We start from the raw sequence: 15,896 nt of genomic DNA, 5'->3' as shown, positions 1-15,896 counted from the left end.
GGTCTGAGGGTGGCGGCCCCCCGGGTGGCCCCCGGCCCCCCGGAACCGGGGGGGCGGGGGGGGGGGCGGGCCCCCCCCCCCCGGCGGGCCCCTTCGCGTGGGACGGTCCGGTACGGGCTCAGCCGCGCCGGCCGCCGACCAGCTTCCAGGCGGCCGGCAGCAGGCCCATGGCGAGCGCGGCCTTCAGGGCGTCGCCGATGAGGAAGGGCGTCAGGCCCGCGGCGACCGCCTGGCCGAGGGACATGCCGGTGGCCAGGGCCAGGTAGGGCACGCCGACCGCGTAGATGATCGCCGAGCCGAGCGCCATCGTGCCGGCCGTGCGCAGCACCGAGCGGTCGCCGCCGCGGCGGGCGAGGGCGCCGACCACGGTGGCGGCGAGCAGCATGCCGAGGACGTAGCCGAAGGACGGCATGGCCCAGCCGGAGGAGACCTGGGCGAACCACGGCACGCCCGCCATGCCGGCGACGGTGTACAGCGCGAGGGAGAGGAAGCCGCGGCGGGCGCCGAGCGCGGTGCCGACGAGCAGGGCGGCGAAGGTCTGGCCGGAGACCGGCACCGGGGAGCCGGGGACGGGCACGGTCAGCTGCGCGGCGAGGCCGGTGAGCGCGGCGCCGCCGGCGACGAGCGCGACGTCGCGGACGCGGCCGGCCGGGATCAGGTCGGCGAGGACCGTACCGGAACGGAGGGAGGAGACGGGGGCGGCGGCGGTGCTCATCGGGACTCCGCGGGGCGAGGGGACAGGGGCAGGCTCGACCGTATGCCAGCGGTGAGCGCCCGATCACGGTCAGCCGCCCACAAAGCCCGGGGCGGACTGTTCGTGGAGATCACACAAGCCGGCCGGACATGCCCGCGCGCCACGTGACGCTGGTCACGGGGAAGACCCGCCAAGAGGTCCCTTTTGCGCCGGCGGGTGGTCAGCGGAGAGACTGTGGGGTCCCGATAAACGAGCGAAGAGCGCGAGCCCTCCCCATGCACGACGCACCAGCCGCCCCGCCGTCCCCCCTGGCCCCCGAACCGGAGCCGCTCTCGCACGGACTGAAGCAGCGTCACCTGACGATGCTGGGCCTGGGCGGGGTGATCGGCGCCGGGCTGTTCGTGGGCTCGGGCGCGGGCATCGCCGTCGCCGGTCCCGGGATCGTGGTCTCGTACCTGATCGCGGGCGCGCTGGCGATGCTGATCATGCGGATGCTGGGCGAGATGTCGGCGGCGATGCCGGCCTCCGGCGCGTTCTCGGTGCACGCGGAGCGGGCGCTGGGGCGCTGGGCGGGCTTCTCGGTGGGCTGGCTGTACTGGTTCCTGCTCGTGGTGGTGCTCGCGGTGGAGGCGACCGGCGCGGCCCGGATCGCGCACGGCTGGGTGCCGGCGGTCCCCCAGTGGGGCTGGGTGCTGGTCTTCATGCTGGTGTTCACGGCGGCCAATCTGGCGGCGGTGAAGAACTTCGGCGAGTTCGAGTTCTGGTTCGCGGCGCTCAAGGTGGGCGCGATCGTGCTGTTCCTGGCGCTCGGACTGCTGGCCCTCGTGGGGTGGCTTCCGGACACCGAGCCGGTCGGCCTGGCGAACCTCACCGGGCAGGGCGGTTTCCTGCCGCACGGCTGGTCGGGCGTGGTGTCCGGGGTGCTCGCGGTGGTCTTCGCCTTCGGCGGCCTGGAGGTCGTGACGATCGCGGCGGCCGAGTCGGACGACCCGGCGCGCAACGTGGCGCGGGCGGTGCGCAGCGCGGTCTGGCGGATCCTCTTCTTCTACGTGGGCTCGATGCTGGTGATCGTGACCCTGCTGCCGTGGACGGCGGTCGAGCCGGGCGAGTCGCCGTACGTGGCGGTGCTCGACGCGATCGGGGTGCCGGCGGCCGGGCAGATCATGAACGTGGTGGTGTTCGTGGCGCTGCTCTCGGCGCTGAACGCCAATCTCTACGGCTCCTCGCGGATGGTGTTCTCGCTGGCGGAGCGCGGGGAGGCGCCACGCGGGCTGCTGCGGGTCAGCGGCGGCGGGGTGCCGGTGCGGGCGGTGCTCGCGTCGGTGGCCTTCGGCTTCGTCTCGGTGCTGCTGAATCTGAAGTGGCCGGATTCCGTCTTCCTCTACATGCTGAACGCGGTCGGCGCGGTGCTGCTGTTCGTGTGGGCGCTGATCGCGGTGTCCGAACTGCGGCTGCGGCGCCGGATCGAGCGCGAGGCGCCGGAGACGCTGACCCTGCGGATGTGGGGCTTCCCGTGGCTGAGCTGGGTGGCGCTCGCGGGGATGGGCGGGGTGCTGGTCCTGATGCTGCTCGACGACGGGGCTCGGCCGCAGGTGCTGTGGTCGGCCGGGGCGACGGCCGCGGTGCTGCTCGTCGCCGGGCTGCGGGAGCTCCGCAGGCCCTCCACGGAACGGAACTGAACCTTCACCTTGTGTGAAGCTCGTGCCCGTATAGCGGACATCTGTTCCCTGTGAGCGGTGCGGGCCCACAGACTGTGGGCCACCCTCCCCGTCTCGCCTCATGAAACAGGTTCGCCCATGTCTCGGACCACCGCGCCCGCGCCGGCCGACCGCAAGGACGGCGCGAACGCTCCCGCCGGGGGCCTGTCCCACGGCCTCAAGCAGCGCCATCTCTCCATGATCGCGCTCGGCGGCGTGATCGGCGCCGGCCTCTTCGTCGGCTCCGGAGCGGGCATCGCCGCGGCCGGTCCGTCGATCGTCGTCGCCTACGCGATCTCCGGCGTGCTCGTCATGCTGGTGATGCGGATGCTGGGCGAGATGTCGGCCGCGAACCCGGCCTCCGGTTCCTTCTCGGTGCACGCCGAGCGCGCCTTCGGCCCGTGGGCCGGCTTCACGGCGGGCTGGGCCTTCTGGTTCCTGCTGTGCGTGGCCGTCGGCCTGGAGGGCATCGGCGCCGCGCAGATCATGACGGGCTGGTTCCCGGGCACCCCGGAGTGGGCCTGGGTGGCGCTGTTCATGGTGGTGTTCTGCGGCACCAACCTCGCGGCGGTGAAGAACTTCGGCGAGTTCGAGTTCTGGTTCGCCGCGCTGAAGGTCGGCGCGATCGTGCTGTTCCTCGGCATCGGCGTGCTCGCGATCACCGGCCTGCTGCCGGGCACCGAGGCGCCCGGCGCGGCCAACCTGTCCGGCGCGGGCGGCTTCTTCCCGCACGGTTCGGAGGGCCTGATCGTCGGCCTGCTCGCCTCGGTCTTCGCGTACGGCGGCCTGGAGACGGTCACCATCGCCGCGGCCGAGTCCGAGCACCCGGTGCAGGGCGTCGCCAAGGCGGTCCGCACCGCGATGTGGCGCATCGCGCTCTTCTACATCGGCTCGATGGCGGTCATCGTCACCCTGGTCCCGTGGGACGACGAGGCGGTGGTCGAGAAGGGCCCGTACGTCGCCACCCTGAACCACCTGGGCATCCCGGCCGCCGGCGAGATCATGAACGTCGTCGTGCTGGTCGCGCTGCTGTCCGCGATGAACGCCAACATCTACGGCGCCTCCCGCATGGCCGGCTCGCTGGTCGCCCGCGGCCAGGGCCCGCAGGTCCTCGGCCGGCTCTTCGGCGGGGTGCCGCGCCCGGCGGTGCTGGTCTCCTCGCTGGTCGGCTTCGGCTGTGTGCTGCTGAGCTACTGGTCGCCGGACAAGGCCTTCATCTGGCTGCTCAACACCATCGGCGCGATCATCCTCGTCGTCTGGTTCTTCATCGCCGCCTCGCAGCTCGCGCTGCGCGGCCGCACCGAGCGCGAGGCGCCGGAGAAGCTGGTGGTGCGGATGTGGCTGCACCCGGTGCTGACCATCGTGGCGCTGCTCGGCATGGCGGCGGTCTTCTTCCTGATGGCCCGTGAGGAGGGCACCCGGGTGCAGCTCTACGCGACCGGAGCGCTGACCGCGGTGCTCGCCGTGATCGGCTACGCCCTGCAGAGGGCCCGCGGCACCGACCGGGCCCAGGAGCCGGTGACCGACCGCGCCTGACCCCGGAGCCACCCCGGAGCACCCCGGAAGCACGTCCCGGTCCCGTCCGAGGCCCCGCCGAGCAGCGACTGCTCGGCGGGGCCTCGTCGCGTGCACGGGGCCCCGGCTCCGAGGGTTGATCCACTCGCTCCCTAACTGCTGCTAGCCTGCACTTGCACATAGATTGCAATAAGCACTCCCCCAGGGATCGGTCGAAGGGCTCGGCACATGGCGATCTACACACTTCCGGAGCTGCCGTACGACTACGCGGCGCTGGAGCCGGTGATCAACCCGCAGATCATCGAGCTGCACCACGACAAGCACCACGCGGCGTACGTGAAGGGCGCGAACGACACGCTGGAGCAGCTGGAGGAGGCCCGGGACAAGGAGCAGTGGGGGGCGATCAACGGGCTGGAGAAGAGCCTCGCCTTCCACCTGTCCGGGCACATCCTGCACTCGATCTACTGGAACAACATGAACAGCCCCAAGGACGGGGGCGGCGGCGAGCCGCTGGCCGCCGACGGGGTGGGCGAGCTCGCCGACGCGATCACCGCGTCCTTCGGCTCCTTCGCGAAATTCAAGGCCCAGCTGACCAAGGCCGCCGCGACCACCCAGGGCTCCGGCTGGGGCGTGCTCGCCTACGAGCCGATCAGCGGGCGGCTGATCGTCGAGCAGGTCTACGACCACCAGGGCAACGTGGGCCAGGGCTCGGTGCCGATCCTGGTCTTCGACGCCTGGGAGCACGCCTTCTACCTGCAGTACAAGAACCAGAAGGTGGACTTCATCGAGGCCATGTGGCAGGTCGTCAACTGGCAGGACGTGCAGAAGCGCTACACCGACGCCAAGGGCCGCACCCCGCTCATCGGCATCTGATCGGCGGCCCGCACCACGGACTCCTGCTCGTGATCGTCTTCTCCACCTTCACCGGGCAGGCGGATGAAAGGGAGAACCCCCGCGATGACGTGAATCGCGGGGGTTCTTCCCGTCCCGGAAGGGGCGGGCGGACTACTCGAAGCTGGGGTCCGCGGTGCGGGTGCGCTTGATCTCGAAGAAGCCGGGCGTGGAGGCGACCAGCAGCGTGCCGTCCCACAGCCGGGCCGCGGCCTCGCCGCGCGGGGTCGGGGTGACCACCGGACCGAAGAAGGAGACCTCGTCGCCGTCCGGGCCGGGCACGGAGATCACCGGGGTGCCGACGTCCTGGCCGACCTTGTCGATGCCCTCCTGGTGGGAGGCCCGCAGCTCGGTGTCGTAGGTGTCCTTGTCCATGTAGTCGGCGAGGTCGGCCGGCAGCCCGACGTCGGTGAGCGCGCCGACGACCGCCTCGCGGGTCGGGCCCTCGCCGTTGTTGTGGAAGCGGGTGCCGAGCGCGGTGTAGAGCTTGCCGACGACCTCGTCGCCGTGCAGCTGCTGGGCGGCGATCACCACGCGGACCGGGCCCCAGGCCTTGGTCTCCAGCATCTCCCGGTACTGCTCGGGCAGCTCGTCCAGGCGGTTCTCGTTCAGCACGGCCAGGCTCATCACCTTCCAGCGCACGTCGACCGGGCGCACCTTCTCCACCTCCAGCATCCAGCGGGAGGTCATCCAGGCCCACGGGCACAGCGGGTCGAAGAAGAACTCGGCGGTGGTCCTGTTCTCGGACATGTGACTCCTCGGAAACGGCCTCGTCAGCGGCCTGGGTGACGGTCTCGGCAGGCGTTGCGCCGAAGGACGCAACGCCCCGGGCCCCCGACGGCATTCCCCCGTACCGGGCGACAGGGGCACATGGCAGGATCGGTGCTGTTTCGATGGCGTCACGAAGGAGTGTCCCGTGCCCGGTGAGAATCTGTCCCGCGACGAGGCCCGCGAGCGGGCCGAGCTGCTGTCCGTCGACGGGTACGAGGTCTACCTCGACCTGCGCTCGGCGGTCGGTGAGTCCGCGGAGGACGTGCGCACCTTCCGCTCGGTGACCACGATCCGCTTCCGGCGCACCGGCACCGGCGACGCCACCTTCGTGGACCTGATCGCCCCGTCGGTGAACGCGGTCACCCTCAACGGACGCGCGCTCGACCCGAAGGCCGTCTTCGACGGCTCCCGGATCGCGCTCGACGGCCTGGCCGACGAGAACGAGCTGGTCGTCGACGCCCAGTGCGCCTACAGCCGCACCGGCGAGGGCATGCACCGCTTCGTCGACCCCGAGGACGGCGAGGTCTACCTCTACACCCAGTACGAGCCGGCCGACGCCCGCCGCGTCCACGCCGACTTCGAGCAGCCCGACCTCAAGGCGCCGTACCGCTTCGAGGTGGACGCGCCCGAGGGCTGGACGGTGTGGTCGAACGGGGTCGGCGAGCAGGGCGCCGACGGGCGGTGGCGGTTCGCCGAGACGGCGCCCATCTCCTCGTACATCACCTGTGTGGTGGCCGGCCCGTACCACTACGTCACCGACACCTACCGGCGCACCCTCGCCGACGGCTCCGAGCTGGAGATCCCGCTGGGCGCGATGTGCCGCAAGGGGCTCGCCAGGCACTTCGACGCGGACGACGTCTTCCTGATCACCAAGCAGGGCTTCGACTTCTTCCACGACCACTTCGACTACCCGTACCCCTTCGGGAAGTACGACCAGGCCTTCGTGCCCGAGTACAACCTCGGCGCCATGGAGAACCCGGGCATGGTCACCTTCCGCGAGGAGTACATCTACCGCGGCAAGGTCACGCAGGCCGCGTACGAGCGCCGGGCCAATGTGATCCTGCACGAGATGGCCCACATGTGGTTCGGCGACCTGGTCACCATGGTGTGGTGGGACGACCTGTGGCTGAAGGAGTCCTTCGCCGACTTCATGGGCTCCTTCTCGCTGGCCGAGGCGACCCGCTTCACCAACAGCTGGGTGACCTTCGCCAACAACCGCAAGGCCTGGGCGTACCGCGCCGACCAGCTGCCGTCCACCCACCCGATCACGGCCGACATCCGTGACCTGGAGGACGCCAAGCTCAACTTCGACGGCATCACCTACGCCAAGGGCGCCTCGGTCCTCAAGCAGCTGGTGGCGTACGCGGGCCGGGACGCGTTCCTGGAGGGCGCCCGCCGCTACTTCAAGCGCCACGCCTACGGCAACACGCGCCTGGGCGACCTCCTGTCGGTCCTGGAGGAGACCTCGGGCCGGGACATGAAGGCCTGGGCGAAGTCCTGGCTGCAGACCTCCGGCGTCAACAGCCTCACCCCGGACGTCACCTACGACGCCGAGGGCCGGATCACCGAGCTGGCCGTGCTCCAGGAGGGCGACGAGCTGCGCCCGCACCGCGCCGCCGTCGGCCTCTACCGCCTCGCCGACGGGGAGCTCGTGCGCTACGCGCGCGTGGAGGCCGACCTCACCGGCGCCCGCACCGTGGTCGCCGACCTGGCCGGGCAGGAGCGGCCCGACCTGATCCTGGTCAACGACGACGACCTGACCTACTGCAAGGTCCGCTTCGACGAGGGTTCGCTGGCCACCCTGCGCGGCCACCTCGGCGACATCACCGACCCGCTGGCCCGTGCGCTGTGCTGGTCCGCGCTGTGGAACCTGACCCGCGACGGCCTGATGCCGGCCCGTGACTTCGTCCGGGTCGCCCTGGAGTTCGCGGGCCGCGAGACCGACATCGGCGTGCTCCAGATGGTGCACGCCTGGGCGCAGTCGGCGGTCACCCACTACGCGGTGCCGGCCTGGCGGCCGGAGGGCGGGCGGCTGCTCGCCGAGGCCGGCCTGCGCGAGCTGCGGCTCGCCGAGCCGGGCAGCGAGCACCAGCTGACCTGGGCGCGCTTCTTCGCCGCCGTGGCCTCCTCGGACGCCGACCTCCAGCTCCTGGAGGGCCTGCTCGACGGCTCGGCCGCGATCGACGGCCTCGACGTGGACCAGGAGCTGCGCTGGGCGTTCCTGGAGCCGCTGGCCACCCACGGGCGGGCCGACGAGGAGCGGATCGGCGCCGAGCTGAGCCGGGACGACACCGCGACCGGCAAGCGCCACCAGGTGCGCTGCCTGGCCGCCCGCCCGTCGGCGGCGGTCAAGGCCCAGGCCTGGGCGCAGGTCGTCGAGTCGGACGCGCTGTCCAACGCCCTGGTGGAGGCGACGATCGCGGGCTTCGTGCGGCCCTCGCAGCGCGAGCTGATCGCGCCGTACGCGGAGAAGTACTTCGAGGTGATCGAGCGGATCTGGGCCGAGCGCTCGATCCAGATCGGCATGGACGTGGTGCGCGGGCTGTTCCCGGGGCTCCAGGACCGCCCGGAGACCCTGGCCGCGACCGACGCCTGGCTGGCCGGGCACGCCGACGCGGCCCCGGCGCTGCGCCGGCTCGTCCTGGAGGCCCGGGACGACCTGGCTAGGGCGCTGCGGGCGCAGGAGTGCGACGCGCGCGCCGCGTAGCGGCGGTCGGGTGGGCCCCCGTGCGCGGGGGCCTACTCGGCACTCGAACGCGCGTACTTTAGCCCCGCCTTGTACGCAATTGTCGACGGGCGTGTAACAGCGGTTAGCGGGGGCTCCGGCGACGGAAGACCGTCGACATGAACCACGACACCCCCAAGACCTCGCTCCCCTCCCTCCCCCACACCGGTGAGGACCGGCTCCGGGAGGCCCTCCTGCACGCGCGTCCGGAGGCGATGCTCACCGGGCTCGCCGCGCTCTCCCTGCACCGCTTCGCGTCCGCTCCCCCCGTCGGCATGATCGACCGGGTCGACGTGCTCGTGCCGCGCACCCGCCGGGTGCGGTCCACCGGACGGGTCCGGGTGGTGCGGGCCGCCGAGCCGCCGCAGCCGCTGGAGATCGACGGGCTGCCGGTCGCCCCGGTGCCCCGGGCGCTCGCCGACGCCGTCTCGGCGCTCCACGACGCGGGCGTGGTGCGCCGGCTGCTCACCGAGGCGGTCAGCGGCGGACACTGCGAACCGAGCGCGGTGGTACGGGAGTTGAACCGCGCCCGGCTGCTCACCCGGGCACACGTGGTGGACGCGGTGGACTCGCTCCTCGCCGAGGGCCGGTCGATCGCCGAGGACCGGCTGTACGCGATGGTGCGGGAGTTCGGCCTGCCGGACCCGCTGTGGAACGTGGACCTGCGGCTGCCGGGCGGCCCGCACCTGGGCGGCGTGGACGCCTACTGGCCGGACCAGGCGGTCGCGGTGGAGCTGGACACCCGCGCGCCCCGGCAGGACGACGACGCGCTGTGGACGGAGTACACCCGCAAGCGCGAGCACCTGGAGCGGCTCGGCATCACGGTGGTCCACCTCACCCCGCGCAAGCTGCGCGAGGCGATGGACCAGCAGGCGACCGTGGTCCGTACGGCCCTGATGGCCGCGGCCGACCGGCAGCCGCCCGCCTACGTCGTCGTGCTGCCCCGCTGAACGTCCCTTCCTCGTGGGCTACTTGCCGCAGAACTCCGCCTCGATGACGGCCTGGGTGTCCCCCGTCCAGTCGGCGTTGAAGTTCCCGGCGAGCGAGTGCTCGCCGTTCCGGGTGGTGTACGCCTCGGAGATCGAGCCGTGGATGCCGCCGCCGTGGCCCCAGATCTCCTTGCCGCAGCTCAGCTTCTGCCAGGAGATGCCGAGCCCGTAGCGGTGGTCGGGGTGCTGGGCGGAGACCGGGACCGTGGTGGTCAGCTCCCTCGTCTCGGCCCTCGGCAGCAGCCGGCCCGTGAGCAGGGCGCGGTAGAAGGTCTGCAGGTCGTTCGCGTCGGAGATCATCTCGCCGGCGGCGGCGGCGATGCTCGGGTTGAGCTCGGTGACGTCGTACGTCGTGCCGTCGGCCTCGGCCGTCAGCTTGGAGTAGGCCGGGGAGTGCGGCCCGGGCATCCGGGGATCGGTGCCGGGGACGCTGGTGGCACGGAGCTTCAGCGGCTTGATGATCCGGTTCTCGACGGCCTTGCCGTAGGGGCGGCCGGTGACCTTCTCGACGATCATGCCGGCGAGCACGAAGTTGGTGTTGGAGTAGCGCCAGGAGGTGCCGGGCGCGAAGTCGGGTTCGTGGGCCAGGGCGAGGTCGACGAGCTGCCGGGGCGTCCAGGTGTCGTAGCGGTGCTCCAGGAAGCCGGGGCCGAAGACCCTGGCCTGGAAGTCCGGGTCCTCGGTGTAGCTGTAGAGGCCGCTGGTGTGGTTGAGCAGCTGCCGGACAGTGATCTTCCGGCCGTCGTTGCCGTGGCCGCGGACCACGCCGGGCAGCCACTTCTCGACCGGGTCGTCGAGGTCGAGCCGGCCCTCGGCCTGGAGCTGGAGCAGCACGGTGGCGGTGAAGGTCTTGGTGATGGAGCCGACCCGGAAGCGGTCGTTCCGGCCGCGCTCGCCGGCGGTGCCGGTCCAGCGGTCCTTGCCCTCGCGGGCCTGGGCGACGACGCCGGGCACGCCCGCGGCGACGGCCGCGTCCAGGGCCCGCTGGGTGGCGGCGTGGTCGGGCTTCGGCGGTGCGGCGGGGCCCGCCGCCTCGGCGGCGACGGCGGGTGCGGCGAGCGCGGTGACGGCGAGGCCGGCCACCAGGCCGGCGGCGAGGAGGGTGCGGGCGGTACGGGCGGCGCGGGCAGTGCGTACGGCTGACATGCGGGTCTCCCGTGATCGTGGTGCTGCGGTCACGGGAGGGGACCGCGGGGGTGAGCGGCGGGTTGAGCGGGCCCGGGACGGTTGATCCCTTTTCAGCCGTTCCCCGGATCGGTGAGGGGCGAGCGCCCGACGGGGGGCCGGTCGCGCCACAACTGCAGGCCGACGTCGACGAGTTCGACGCGTTCGAGGTCCGGCACGGAGTCGAGCGGGTGCCAGGCGGCGAGGTCGGTGGAGCCGTCCTGTTCGTTGCGCAGCTCGCCGCCGGTGATCCGGGCCTCGTAGATGATCCGCAACCCCTGCCAGTCGCCCGGGGTGCCGAGCCGGCGCAGCCAGCCGCGCCGGATGGAGTCGATGCCGAGCAGCACGGTGGGCTCGGCCACGTAGCCGGTCTCCTCCTCGACCTCCCGCACGGCGGTCTCGACCGGATGCTCGCCGTGGTCCATCCCGCCGCCGGGCAGCGTCCACCGCTTGCGCCCGTCCCGGTCCACCCAGCGGGCGAGCAGTATCTCGCCGTCCCGTACGCACACGGCGTAGGCCGCCACCCTCAACTCCTGCTTCATAAGGGCAGGTTAGAACCAGTACGCCGGATAGCGCCGCCCGGTGAGGCGGGCGCCCGCCAGGCCGGTGGCGACCAGGAGGACGGTCGCGAGGGCGAGCAGGGCGAGGAAGGGGACGAACGGCGGGTGCTGGAGGGCGACGATGACGGCGGTGGCGGCGGCCGGCGAGTGCGGGGTGCGGGCGGCGGCCATGACGCCGAGGGCGAGGCCGCCGGCGACGGCGGCGCCCCAGGGGCCGGGGCCGGCGACGGCAAGCACGGCGAATCCGGTGAGGGCGGAGAGGAGCTGGCCGCCGACGACCGAGCGGGGCTGGGCCAGCGGCAGGTCGGGCGCGCCGGCGACGAGCGCCATGCTGGCGGCGAGCGGCGGGATGAGCAGCGGCTGGCGGAGGAGGGTGCCGACGGCGACGAGCAGCAGGAGCGCGGTGACGCTGACGGCCGTGGAGGCGAGCAGGACCCGCGGCCGGGGCCGGGCGGGAGCGGCGGGCCGGGCGGGGGCGGGCGCGGCGGAGGAGGGCGGCGCGGCAGGGGCGGTGGTCACGGGGGTCCTTCGCGGTGAGGAGGGCAGGGGAGCCGGGGCGTGCTGCCGGCGACAGGGGGCGCCCGACCCGCCCCCGGCTAACCATTCATCGCGACTTTAGGGGTTAGCCCGAGCCGGTCGCAACCGGTCACGTACGCTTGAGCGGTTAGTTCCGGACATCCGTCCGCCGAGGAGGGCGCCGCCATGACCGTCCCGCACGCCGCCCGCGACCCGCGGCCGCTCGTCGGCGAGCCCACCTCGCTGGATCTGCTCAACACCCGCTGGATGGCCGACGGCGTGCGGCAGGACCTGCTCACGGGCACCGAGGGGCTCGCGATCTGGCTGGCCTCGAACGGGCTCGACGGGCGCTTCACCGCCGACCCGGCCACCCTGCGGCACACCCTCACCGCCCGGGACGCGCTCGCCGCGCTGGTCGACCGGCCCGGCGACCCGGCGGCCACCGCGCGGGTGGACGCGGTCCTGGACCACGGGCGGATCCGGGCCGTGCTCGGCACCGAAGGGCCCGGAGAGCGGCCGGAATTCGCCGATCCCGCCTGGGGCCCCGGCTGGACCGCCGCCCGCGACTACCTCGACCTGCTGCGCACCCGGCCGGACCGCATCCGCGCGTGCGCCCACGAGGCGTGCATCCTGCACTTCTTCGACACCTCGCGGAACGGCACCCGCCGCTGGTGCTCGATGACCCTGTGCGGCAACCGGGCCAAGGCCTCCCGGCACTACGCCCGTACGAAGGAGCGCTGAGCCGGGCAACTCCCCGCCATATCGCCCCTCTTGAGGGGGTTCGTCCCGCGTGGCGCACGATCCGCAGTGGCGGATGTGTGCCATGCGCGCATTCCGCCGCCCGGGAGCCCTCCCCAAAACCCGGTCACGTGCGAAAGGCTGAGCGGTCATCCGGTACCGAAATCCGGACCCCTTTCTTTCATCACAGGGATGTAAATGACCACCCCCGATTCGCAGAGCTCCATACCCGGGCGCTCGACTCCCGGGACCAGACGCGCGGCCCGCATCGCCGCCGCCGCCGGCCTGGTGACCGCGCTGATCGCGAGCGGCGCCGCCCCCGTCCTGGCCGTCACCGACCCGGCGGCCGGCACCCCGGCGACCTCGCCGGCGAAGACCGCCGCACCGGGCGACAAGCTCGGCGTCACCGACGCCCAGCGGCTCGACGAGGCCGAGGCCGCGCACCGGCCGAACGTCACCGTGCTCGTCGCCACCGCCCCCGGCGCCACCGAGCAGGTCGCGAGCCAGCTCGACGCCGTCCCCGGCGCCTCCGTCGGCCGGCAGGACGACCGGCTCGGCTACGTCCGCGCCACCCTGCCGACCGCGAAGGCCGACGCGGCCATCAAGGCCGCCACCAAGCTCTCCTCGGTCCAGTCGGTCGACCTCCAGGCGGAGATCGAGCTCGACGACCCGACCCCGGACGCGGGCACCACGGGCGCCGTCGACGGCACCACGGTCACCCGGACCTACCCGGCCCCGGGCAAGGACACCCCGGCGAAGAACCCGTACAACCCCTCGTACGAGACGGGCGCGGTCGACTTCGTCAAGGAGCACCCCAAGGCCGACGGCCGCGGCGTGACCATCGGCATCCTCGACTCCGGCGTCGACCTCGGCCACCCGGCCCTGCAGAAGACCACCACCGGCGAGCGCAAGATCGTCGACTGGGTCACCGCCACCGACCCGCTCACCGAGGGCGACGGCACCTGGCGCGCCCAGGTCACCCCGGTCACCGGCCCGGTCTTCACCGCGAGCAGCCAGAGCTGGAAGGCCCCCGAGGGCTCCTACAGCTTCAGCGTGTTCCGCGAGTCGGTCACCGCGGGCGGCGACCCCAAGGGCGACATCAACCGGGACGGCGACACCACCGACGTCTTCGGCCTGCTCTACGACGCCGCCGCCGGCACCGTCCGGGTCGACTCCGACCAGAACGGCGACTTCACGGACAACGCGCCGATGAAGCCGTACAAGGACGGCAACCAGGTCGGGTACTTCGGCACCGACAACCCGGCCACCGAGGTCGTCGAGAAGACCCCGTTCGTCGTGCAGATCCGCAAGGACGTGCCGATGGACCCGCTGGGCGGCACCTGGGTCGGCCAGAAGCGCGACTTCGTCAACATCGGTCTCGTCGAGTCCGCGCACGGCACCCACGTCGCCGGCATCACCGCCGCCAACGGCCTCTTCGGCGGCCGCATGAACGGCGCCGCGCCCGGCGCGAAGCTGGTCTCCGCCCGCGCCTGCACCTGGACCGGCGGCTGCACCAACACCGCGCTCACCGAGGGCATGATCGACCTCGTCGCCCACCGCGGCGTCGACATCGTCAACATGTCCATCGGCGGCCTGCCGCTGCAGAACGACGGCGACAACGTGCGCGCCCGCCTCTACACCCGGCTCATCGACGAGTACGGCGTGCAGCTGGTCATCTCGGCCGGCAACGAGGGCCCGGGCATCAACACCATCGGCGACCCCGGCCTGGCCGACAAGGTCCTCTCGGTCGGCGCGGCCGTCTCCCAGTCGACCTGGGCCGCCAACTACGGCTCGGCCGTCGAGAAGAAGTACGCGATGTTCCCGTTCTCCTCGCGCGGCCCGCGTGAGGACGGCGGCTTCACGCCGACCATCACCGCCCCCGGCTCGGCCGTGAACTCCATCCCGACCTGGCTGGCCGGCCAGGGCGTGGCCGAGGCCGGCTACACCCTGCCCGCGGGCTACGGCATGCTCAACGGCACCTCGATGTCCTCGCCGCAGGCGGCGGGCGCGAGCGCGCTGCTGATCTCGGCCGCCAAGCAGAAGCGCCTCGCGCTGTCCCCGCTGACCCTGCGCACCGCGCTCACCTCGACCGCCCAGCGCATCCCGGGCGTCGCGGCCCACGAGCAGGGCGCCGGCCTCATCGACATCGAGGAGGCCTGGGAGTCCATCCAGGACGGTGCCACCGCCCACGACTACAAGGTCGAGGCCCCGGTCGACACCGCGATCTTCCCGGCCCCGCACACCGGCACCGGCGTGTACGACCGCGAGGGCGGCCTCAAGGTCGGCCAGAAGAAGGTCTACGACGTCACGATCACGCGCACCAGCGGCCCGGACCGGGCGATCGAGCACGAGCTGGACCTCAAGTACAACGACGGCGCCTTCCGGATCCTCGGCGACGACGAGGTCGACCTGCCGCTGAACAAGCCGGTCACGGTCAAGCTGGAGGCCCGCCCGCGCACCGCCGGCGTGCACAGCGTGATCCTGGAGGCCGACGACGAGCGCACCGAGGGCGTCGACAAGCAGATCCTCGCCACCTCGATCGTCTCCGCCGACCTGGTCGCGCCCGGCTTCGGCTTCACCGCCTCCGGCACCGTGCAGCGCAACAGCCACAAGTCGTACTTCGTGACCGTGCCGAAGGGCGCCAAGACCCTCGAGGTCGCCATCAGCGGGCTGAAGGAGAAGAGCCAGACCCGGTTCATCACCCAGCACCCGTACGGCGTGGCCCTGGAGGACAACGCGACCAACCAGTGCTACCCGCACTACAACCCGGCGAACACCTGCCGCCCGGACGTGCGCTCCTACGCCAACCCGGTCCCGGGCGTGTGGGAGATCATCGTCGAGTCCCGCCGCACCTCGCCCGACCTGGACAACCCGTTCACCCTGAACGCGTCCGTCCTGGGCGCCGACTTCGACCCGGCCGTCCAGAAGGTCGCCGAGGCGAAGATCGGCACCCCGGCCGCCGTGCGGTGGAAGGTGAGCAACGGCTTCGCCGCGATCGACGGACGCCTCAAGGGCGGCCCGCTCGGCTCGCAGAAGTCCGAGCGCCCCACCATCCAGCACCACGAGCAGCAGACCCGCACCGTCACCATCGGTGAGGGCGTGGAGCGCCTCGACATCGCCATCGGCAACACCTCCGACCTGGCCGCCGACCTCGACCTCACGGTCCTGCTCGACGGCAAGCAGGTCGGCCAGTCCGCCGACGGCGACTCCGAGGAGGCCGTGACCCTGCTCAAGCCCGCCCCCGGCACGTACACCGTCGTCATCGACGGCTACTCCGTGCAGGCGGCCGGCGGCACCGCCTACGACTACAAGGACGTGTACTACTCGTCCGCACTCGGCAGCGTGAAGGTCGACGAGTCGAAGCCGGTCCAGCTCGCCAACGGCGGCACGGCGGACGTCTCCGCCGAGGTCGTCGTGAACGCCGCCGCGCCCGAGGGCCGGCAGTTCTTCGGCGAGGTGCAGCTGCTCAACGCGCGCGGCACCGCCGCGGGCACCGGCAGCGTGGTGATCGAGACGGTCACCCCGTAACCCCGGAGCACCACCCGGAAGCACCAGCGAGGGGGGCGGACGCCGGAACCGGCGCCCGCCCCTTTCCCGTCTTCGCGGTCCCCGGGCGCGTGACCGTCCCGTGATCTG

At 72.5% G+C, this 15,896-nt stretch carries 12 protein-coding genes; 7 read left to right on the top strand and 5 right to left on the bottom strand.

Annotation, left to right across the window (positions count from 1 at the left end; genetic code table 11):
• Window positions 1-118: 118 nt before the first annotated feature.
• Window positions 119-715, bottom strand: a complete 597-nt coding sequence (locus tag ACIGW2_RS24495) for a biotin transporter BioY (protein WP_399845850.1) — start codon at window positions 713-715, stop codon at window positions 119-121.
• Between the two features lie 254 nt (window positions 716-969).
• Here ACIGW2_RS24495 and ACIGW2_RS24490 point away from each other — a divergent pair, with 254 nt between their 5' ends.
• The 3 genes from ACIGW2_RS24490 to ACIGW2_RS24480 all read left to right on the top strand — a co-directional run bounded on the left by ACIGW2_RS24490 (window position 970) and on the right by ACIGW2_RS24480 (window position 4,779).
• Window positions 970-2,373 carry an amino acid permease gene (locus tag ACIGW2_RS24490; RefSeq protein ID WP_399845847.1) on the top strand — a complete coding sequence of 468 codons (1,404 nt, stop codon included), beginning with the start codon at window positions 970-972 and terminating at the stop codon, window positions 2,371-2,373.
• A 117-nt stretch (window positions 2,374-2,490) separates the two neighbouring features.
• Window positions 2,491-3,927, top strand: coding sequence for an amino acid permease (locus tag ACIGW2_RS24485; protein ID WP_391656486.1), 1,437 nt, complete (start codon window positions 2,491-2,493; stop codon window positions 3,925-3,927).
• Window positions 3,928-4,134: 207 nt separating this feature from the next.
• Window positions 4,135-4,779 carry a superoxide dismutase gene (locus ACIGW2_RS24480; protein WP_361585177.1) on the top strand — a complete coding sequence of 215 codons (645 nt, stop codon included), beginning with the start codon at window positions 4,135-4,137 and terminating at the stop codon, window positions 4,777-4,779.
• Between the two features lie 132 nt (window positions 4,780-4,911).
• Here ACIGW2_RS24480 and ACIGW2_RS24475 read toward each other — a convergent pair whose 3' ends face one another.
• Window positions 4,912-5,547: a DsbA family protein gene (locus ACIGW2_RS24475; protein ID WP_356072958.1), complete on the bottom strand. Its 636-nt coding sequence runs from the start codon at window positions 5,545-5,547 to the stop codon at window positions 4,912-4,914.
• A gap of 166 nt (window positions 5,548-5,713) precedes the next feature.
• On the opposite strand from ACIGW2_RS24475, the gene pepN reads away from it, so the two are divergent.
• Complete coding sequence (gene pepN / locus ACIGW2_RS24470) at window positions 5,714-8,275, top strand: aminopeptidase N (protein ID WP_399845843.1); 2,562 nt, start codon at window positions 5,714-5,716, stop codon at window positions 8,273-8,275.
• Between the two features lie 137 nt (window positions 8,276-8,412).
• Window positions 8,413-9,243, top strand: a complete 831-nt coding sequence (locus ACIGW2_RS24465) for a hypothetical protein (protein WP_399845841.1) — start codon at window positions 8,413-8,415, stop codon at window positions 9,241-9,243.
• Window positions 9,244-9,261: 18 nt separating this feature from the next.
• On the opposite strand, the gene ACIGW2_RS24460 is transcribed toward ACIGW2_RS24465, so the two are convergent.
• The 3 genes from ACIGW2_RS24460 to ACIGW2_RS24450 form a co-directional block, all read right to left on the bottom strand.
• Complete coding sequence (locus tag ACIGW2_RS24460; RefSeq protein ID WP_391656489.1) at window positions 9,262-10,428, bottom strand: serine hydrolase domain-containing protein; 1,167 nt, start codon at window positions 10,426-10,428, stop codon at window positions 9,262-9,264.
• A 92-nt stretch (window positions 10,429-10,520) separates the two neighbouring features.
• Window positions 10,521-10,988 carry an NUDIX hydrolase gene (locus tag ACIGW2_RS24455; RefSeq protein ID WP_361585166.1) on the bottom strand — a complete coding sequence of 156 codons (468 nt, stop codon included), beginning with the start codon at window positions 10,986-10,988 and terminating at the stop codon, window positions 10,521-10,523.
• Window positions 10,989-10,997: 9 nt separating this feature from the next.
• Entirely contained in the window at window positions 10,998-11,525 is a 528-nt protein-coding gene (locus ACIGW2_RS24450; protein WP_361585163.1) for an HPP family protein, read from the bottom strand.
• 183 nt (window positions 11,526-11,708) lie between these two features.
• On the opposite strand from ACIGW2_RS24450, the gene ACIGW2_RS24445 reads away from it, so the two are divergent.
• The gene (locus ACIGW2_RS24445; RefSeq protein ID WP_391656491.1) at window positions 11,709-12,263 is read left to right on the top strand and encodes a CGNR zinc finger domain-containing protein; all 555 of its coding nucleotides are present in this window, start codon (window positions 11,709-11,711) and stop codon (window positions 12,261-12,263) included.
• Between the two features lie 195 nt (window positions 12,264-12,458).
• Window positions 12,459-15,788 (top strand): S8 family serine peptidase, encoded by a 3,330-nt coding sequence (locus ACIGW2_RS24440; protein ID WP_399845836.1) that lies wholly within the window; start codon window positions 12,459-12,461, stop codon window positions 15,786-15,788.
• Window positions 15,789-15,896: the final 108 nt, after the last annotated feature.

It is taken from the genome of Streptomyces sp. NPDC053541 (assembly GCF_044544705.1).
Taxonomy (GTDB): Bacteria; Actinomycetota; Actinomycetes; order Streptomycetales; family Streptomycetaceae; genus Streptomyces.
The sequence above is the reverse complement of the archived record's forward strand: the minus strand, read 5'-3'. Positions and strand labels throughout refer to the sequence as shown.

What these genes read in the sequence shown, in the direction of transcription:
- ACIGW2_RS24485 (WP_391656486.1), top strand. Translation starts at nt 2,491, where the DNA reads ATGTCTCGGACCACCGCGCCCGCGCCGGCCGACCGCAAGGACGGCGCG.
- ACIGW2_RS24480 (WP_361585177.1), top strand. Translation starts at nt 4,135, where the DNA reads ATGGCGATCTACACACTTCCGGAGCTGCCGTACGACTACGCGGCGCTG.
- ACIGW2_RS24445 (WP_391656491.1), top strand. Translation starts at nt 11,709, where the DNA reads ATGACCGTCCCGCACGCCGCCCGCGACCCGCGGCCGCTCGTCGGCGAG.
- ACIGW2_RS24460 (WP_391656489.1), bottom strand. Translation starts at nt 10,428, where the DNA reads ATGTCAGCCGTACGCACTGCCCGCGCCGCCCGTACCGCCCGCACCCTC.
- ACIGW2_RS24465 (WP_399845841.1), top strand. Translation starts at nt 8,413, where the DNA reads ATGAACCACGACACCCCCAAGACCTCGCTCCCCTCCCTCCCCCACACC.
- ACIGW2_RS24495 (WP_399845850.1), bottom strand. Translation starts at nt 715, where the DNA reads ATGAGCACCGCCGCCGCCCCCGTCTCCTCCCTCCGTTCCGGTACGGTC.
- ACIGW2_RS24455 (WP_361585166.1), bottom strand. Translation starts at nt 10,988, where the DNA reads ATGAAGCAGGAGTTGAGGGTGGCGGCCTACGCCGTGTGCGTACGGGAC.
- ACIGW2_RS24440 (WP_399845836.1), top strand. Translation starts at nt 12,459, where the DNA reads ATGACCACCCCCGATTCGCAGAGCTCCATACCCGGGCGCTCGACTCCC.
- ACIGW2_RS24490 (WP_399845847.1), top strand. Translation starts at nt 970, where the DNA reads ATGCACGACGCACCAGCCGCCCCGCCGTCCCCCCTGGCCCCCGAACCG.
- ACIGW2_RS24475 (WP_356072958.1), bottom strand. Translation starts at nt 5,547, where the DNA reads ATGTCCGAGAACAGGACCACCGCCGAGTTCTTCTTCGACCCGCTGTGC.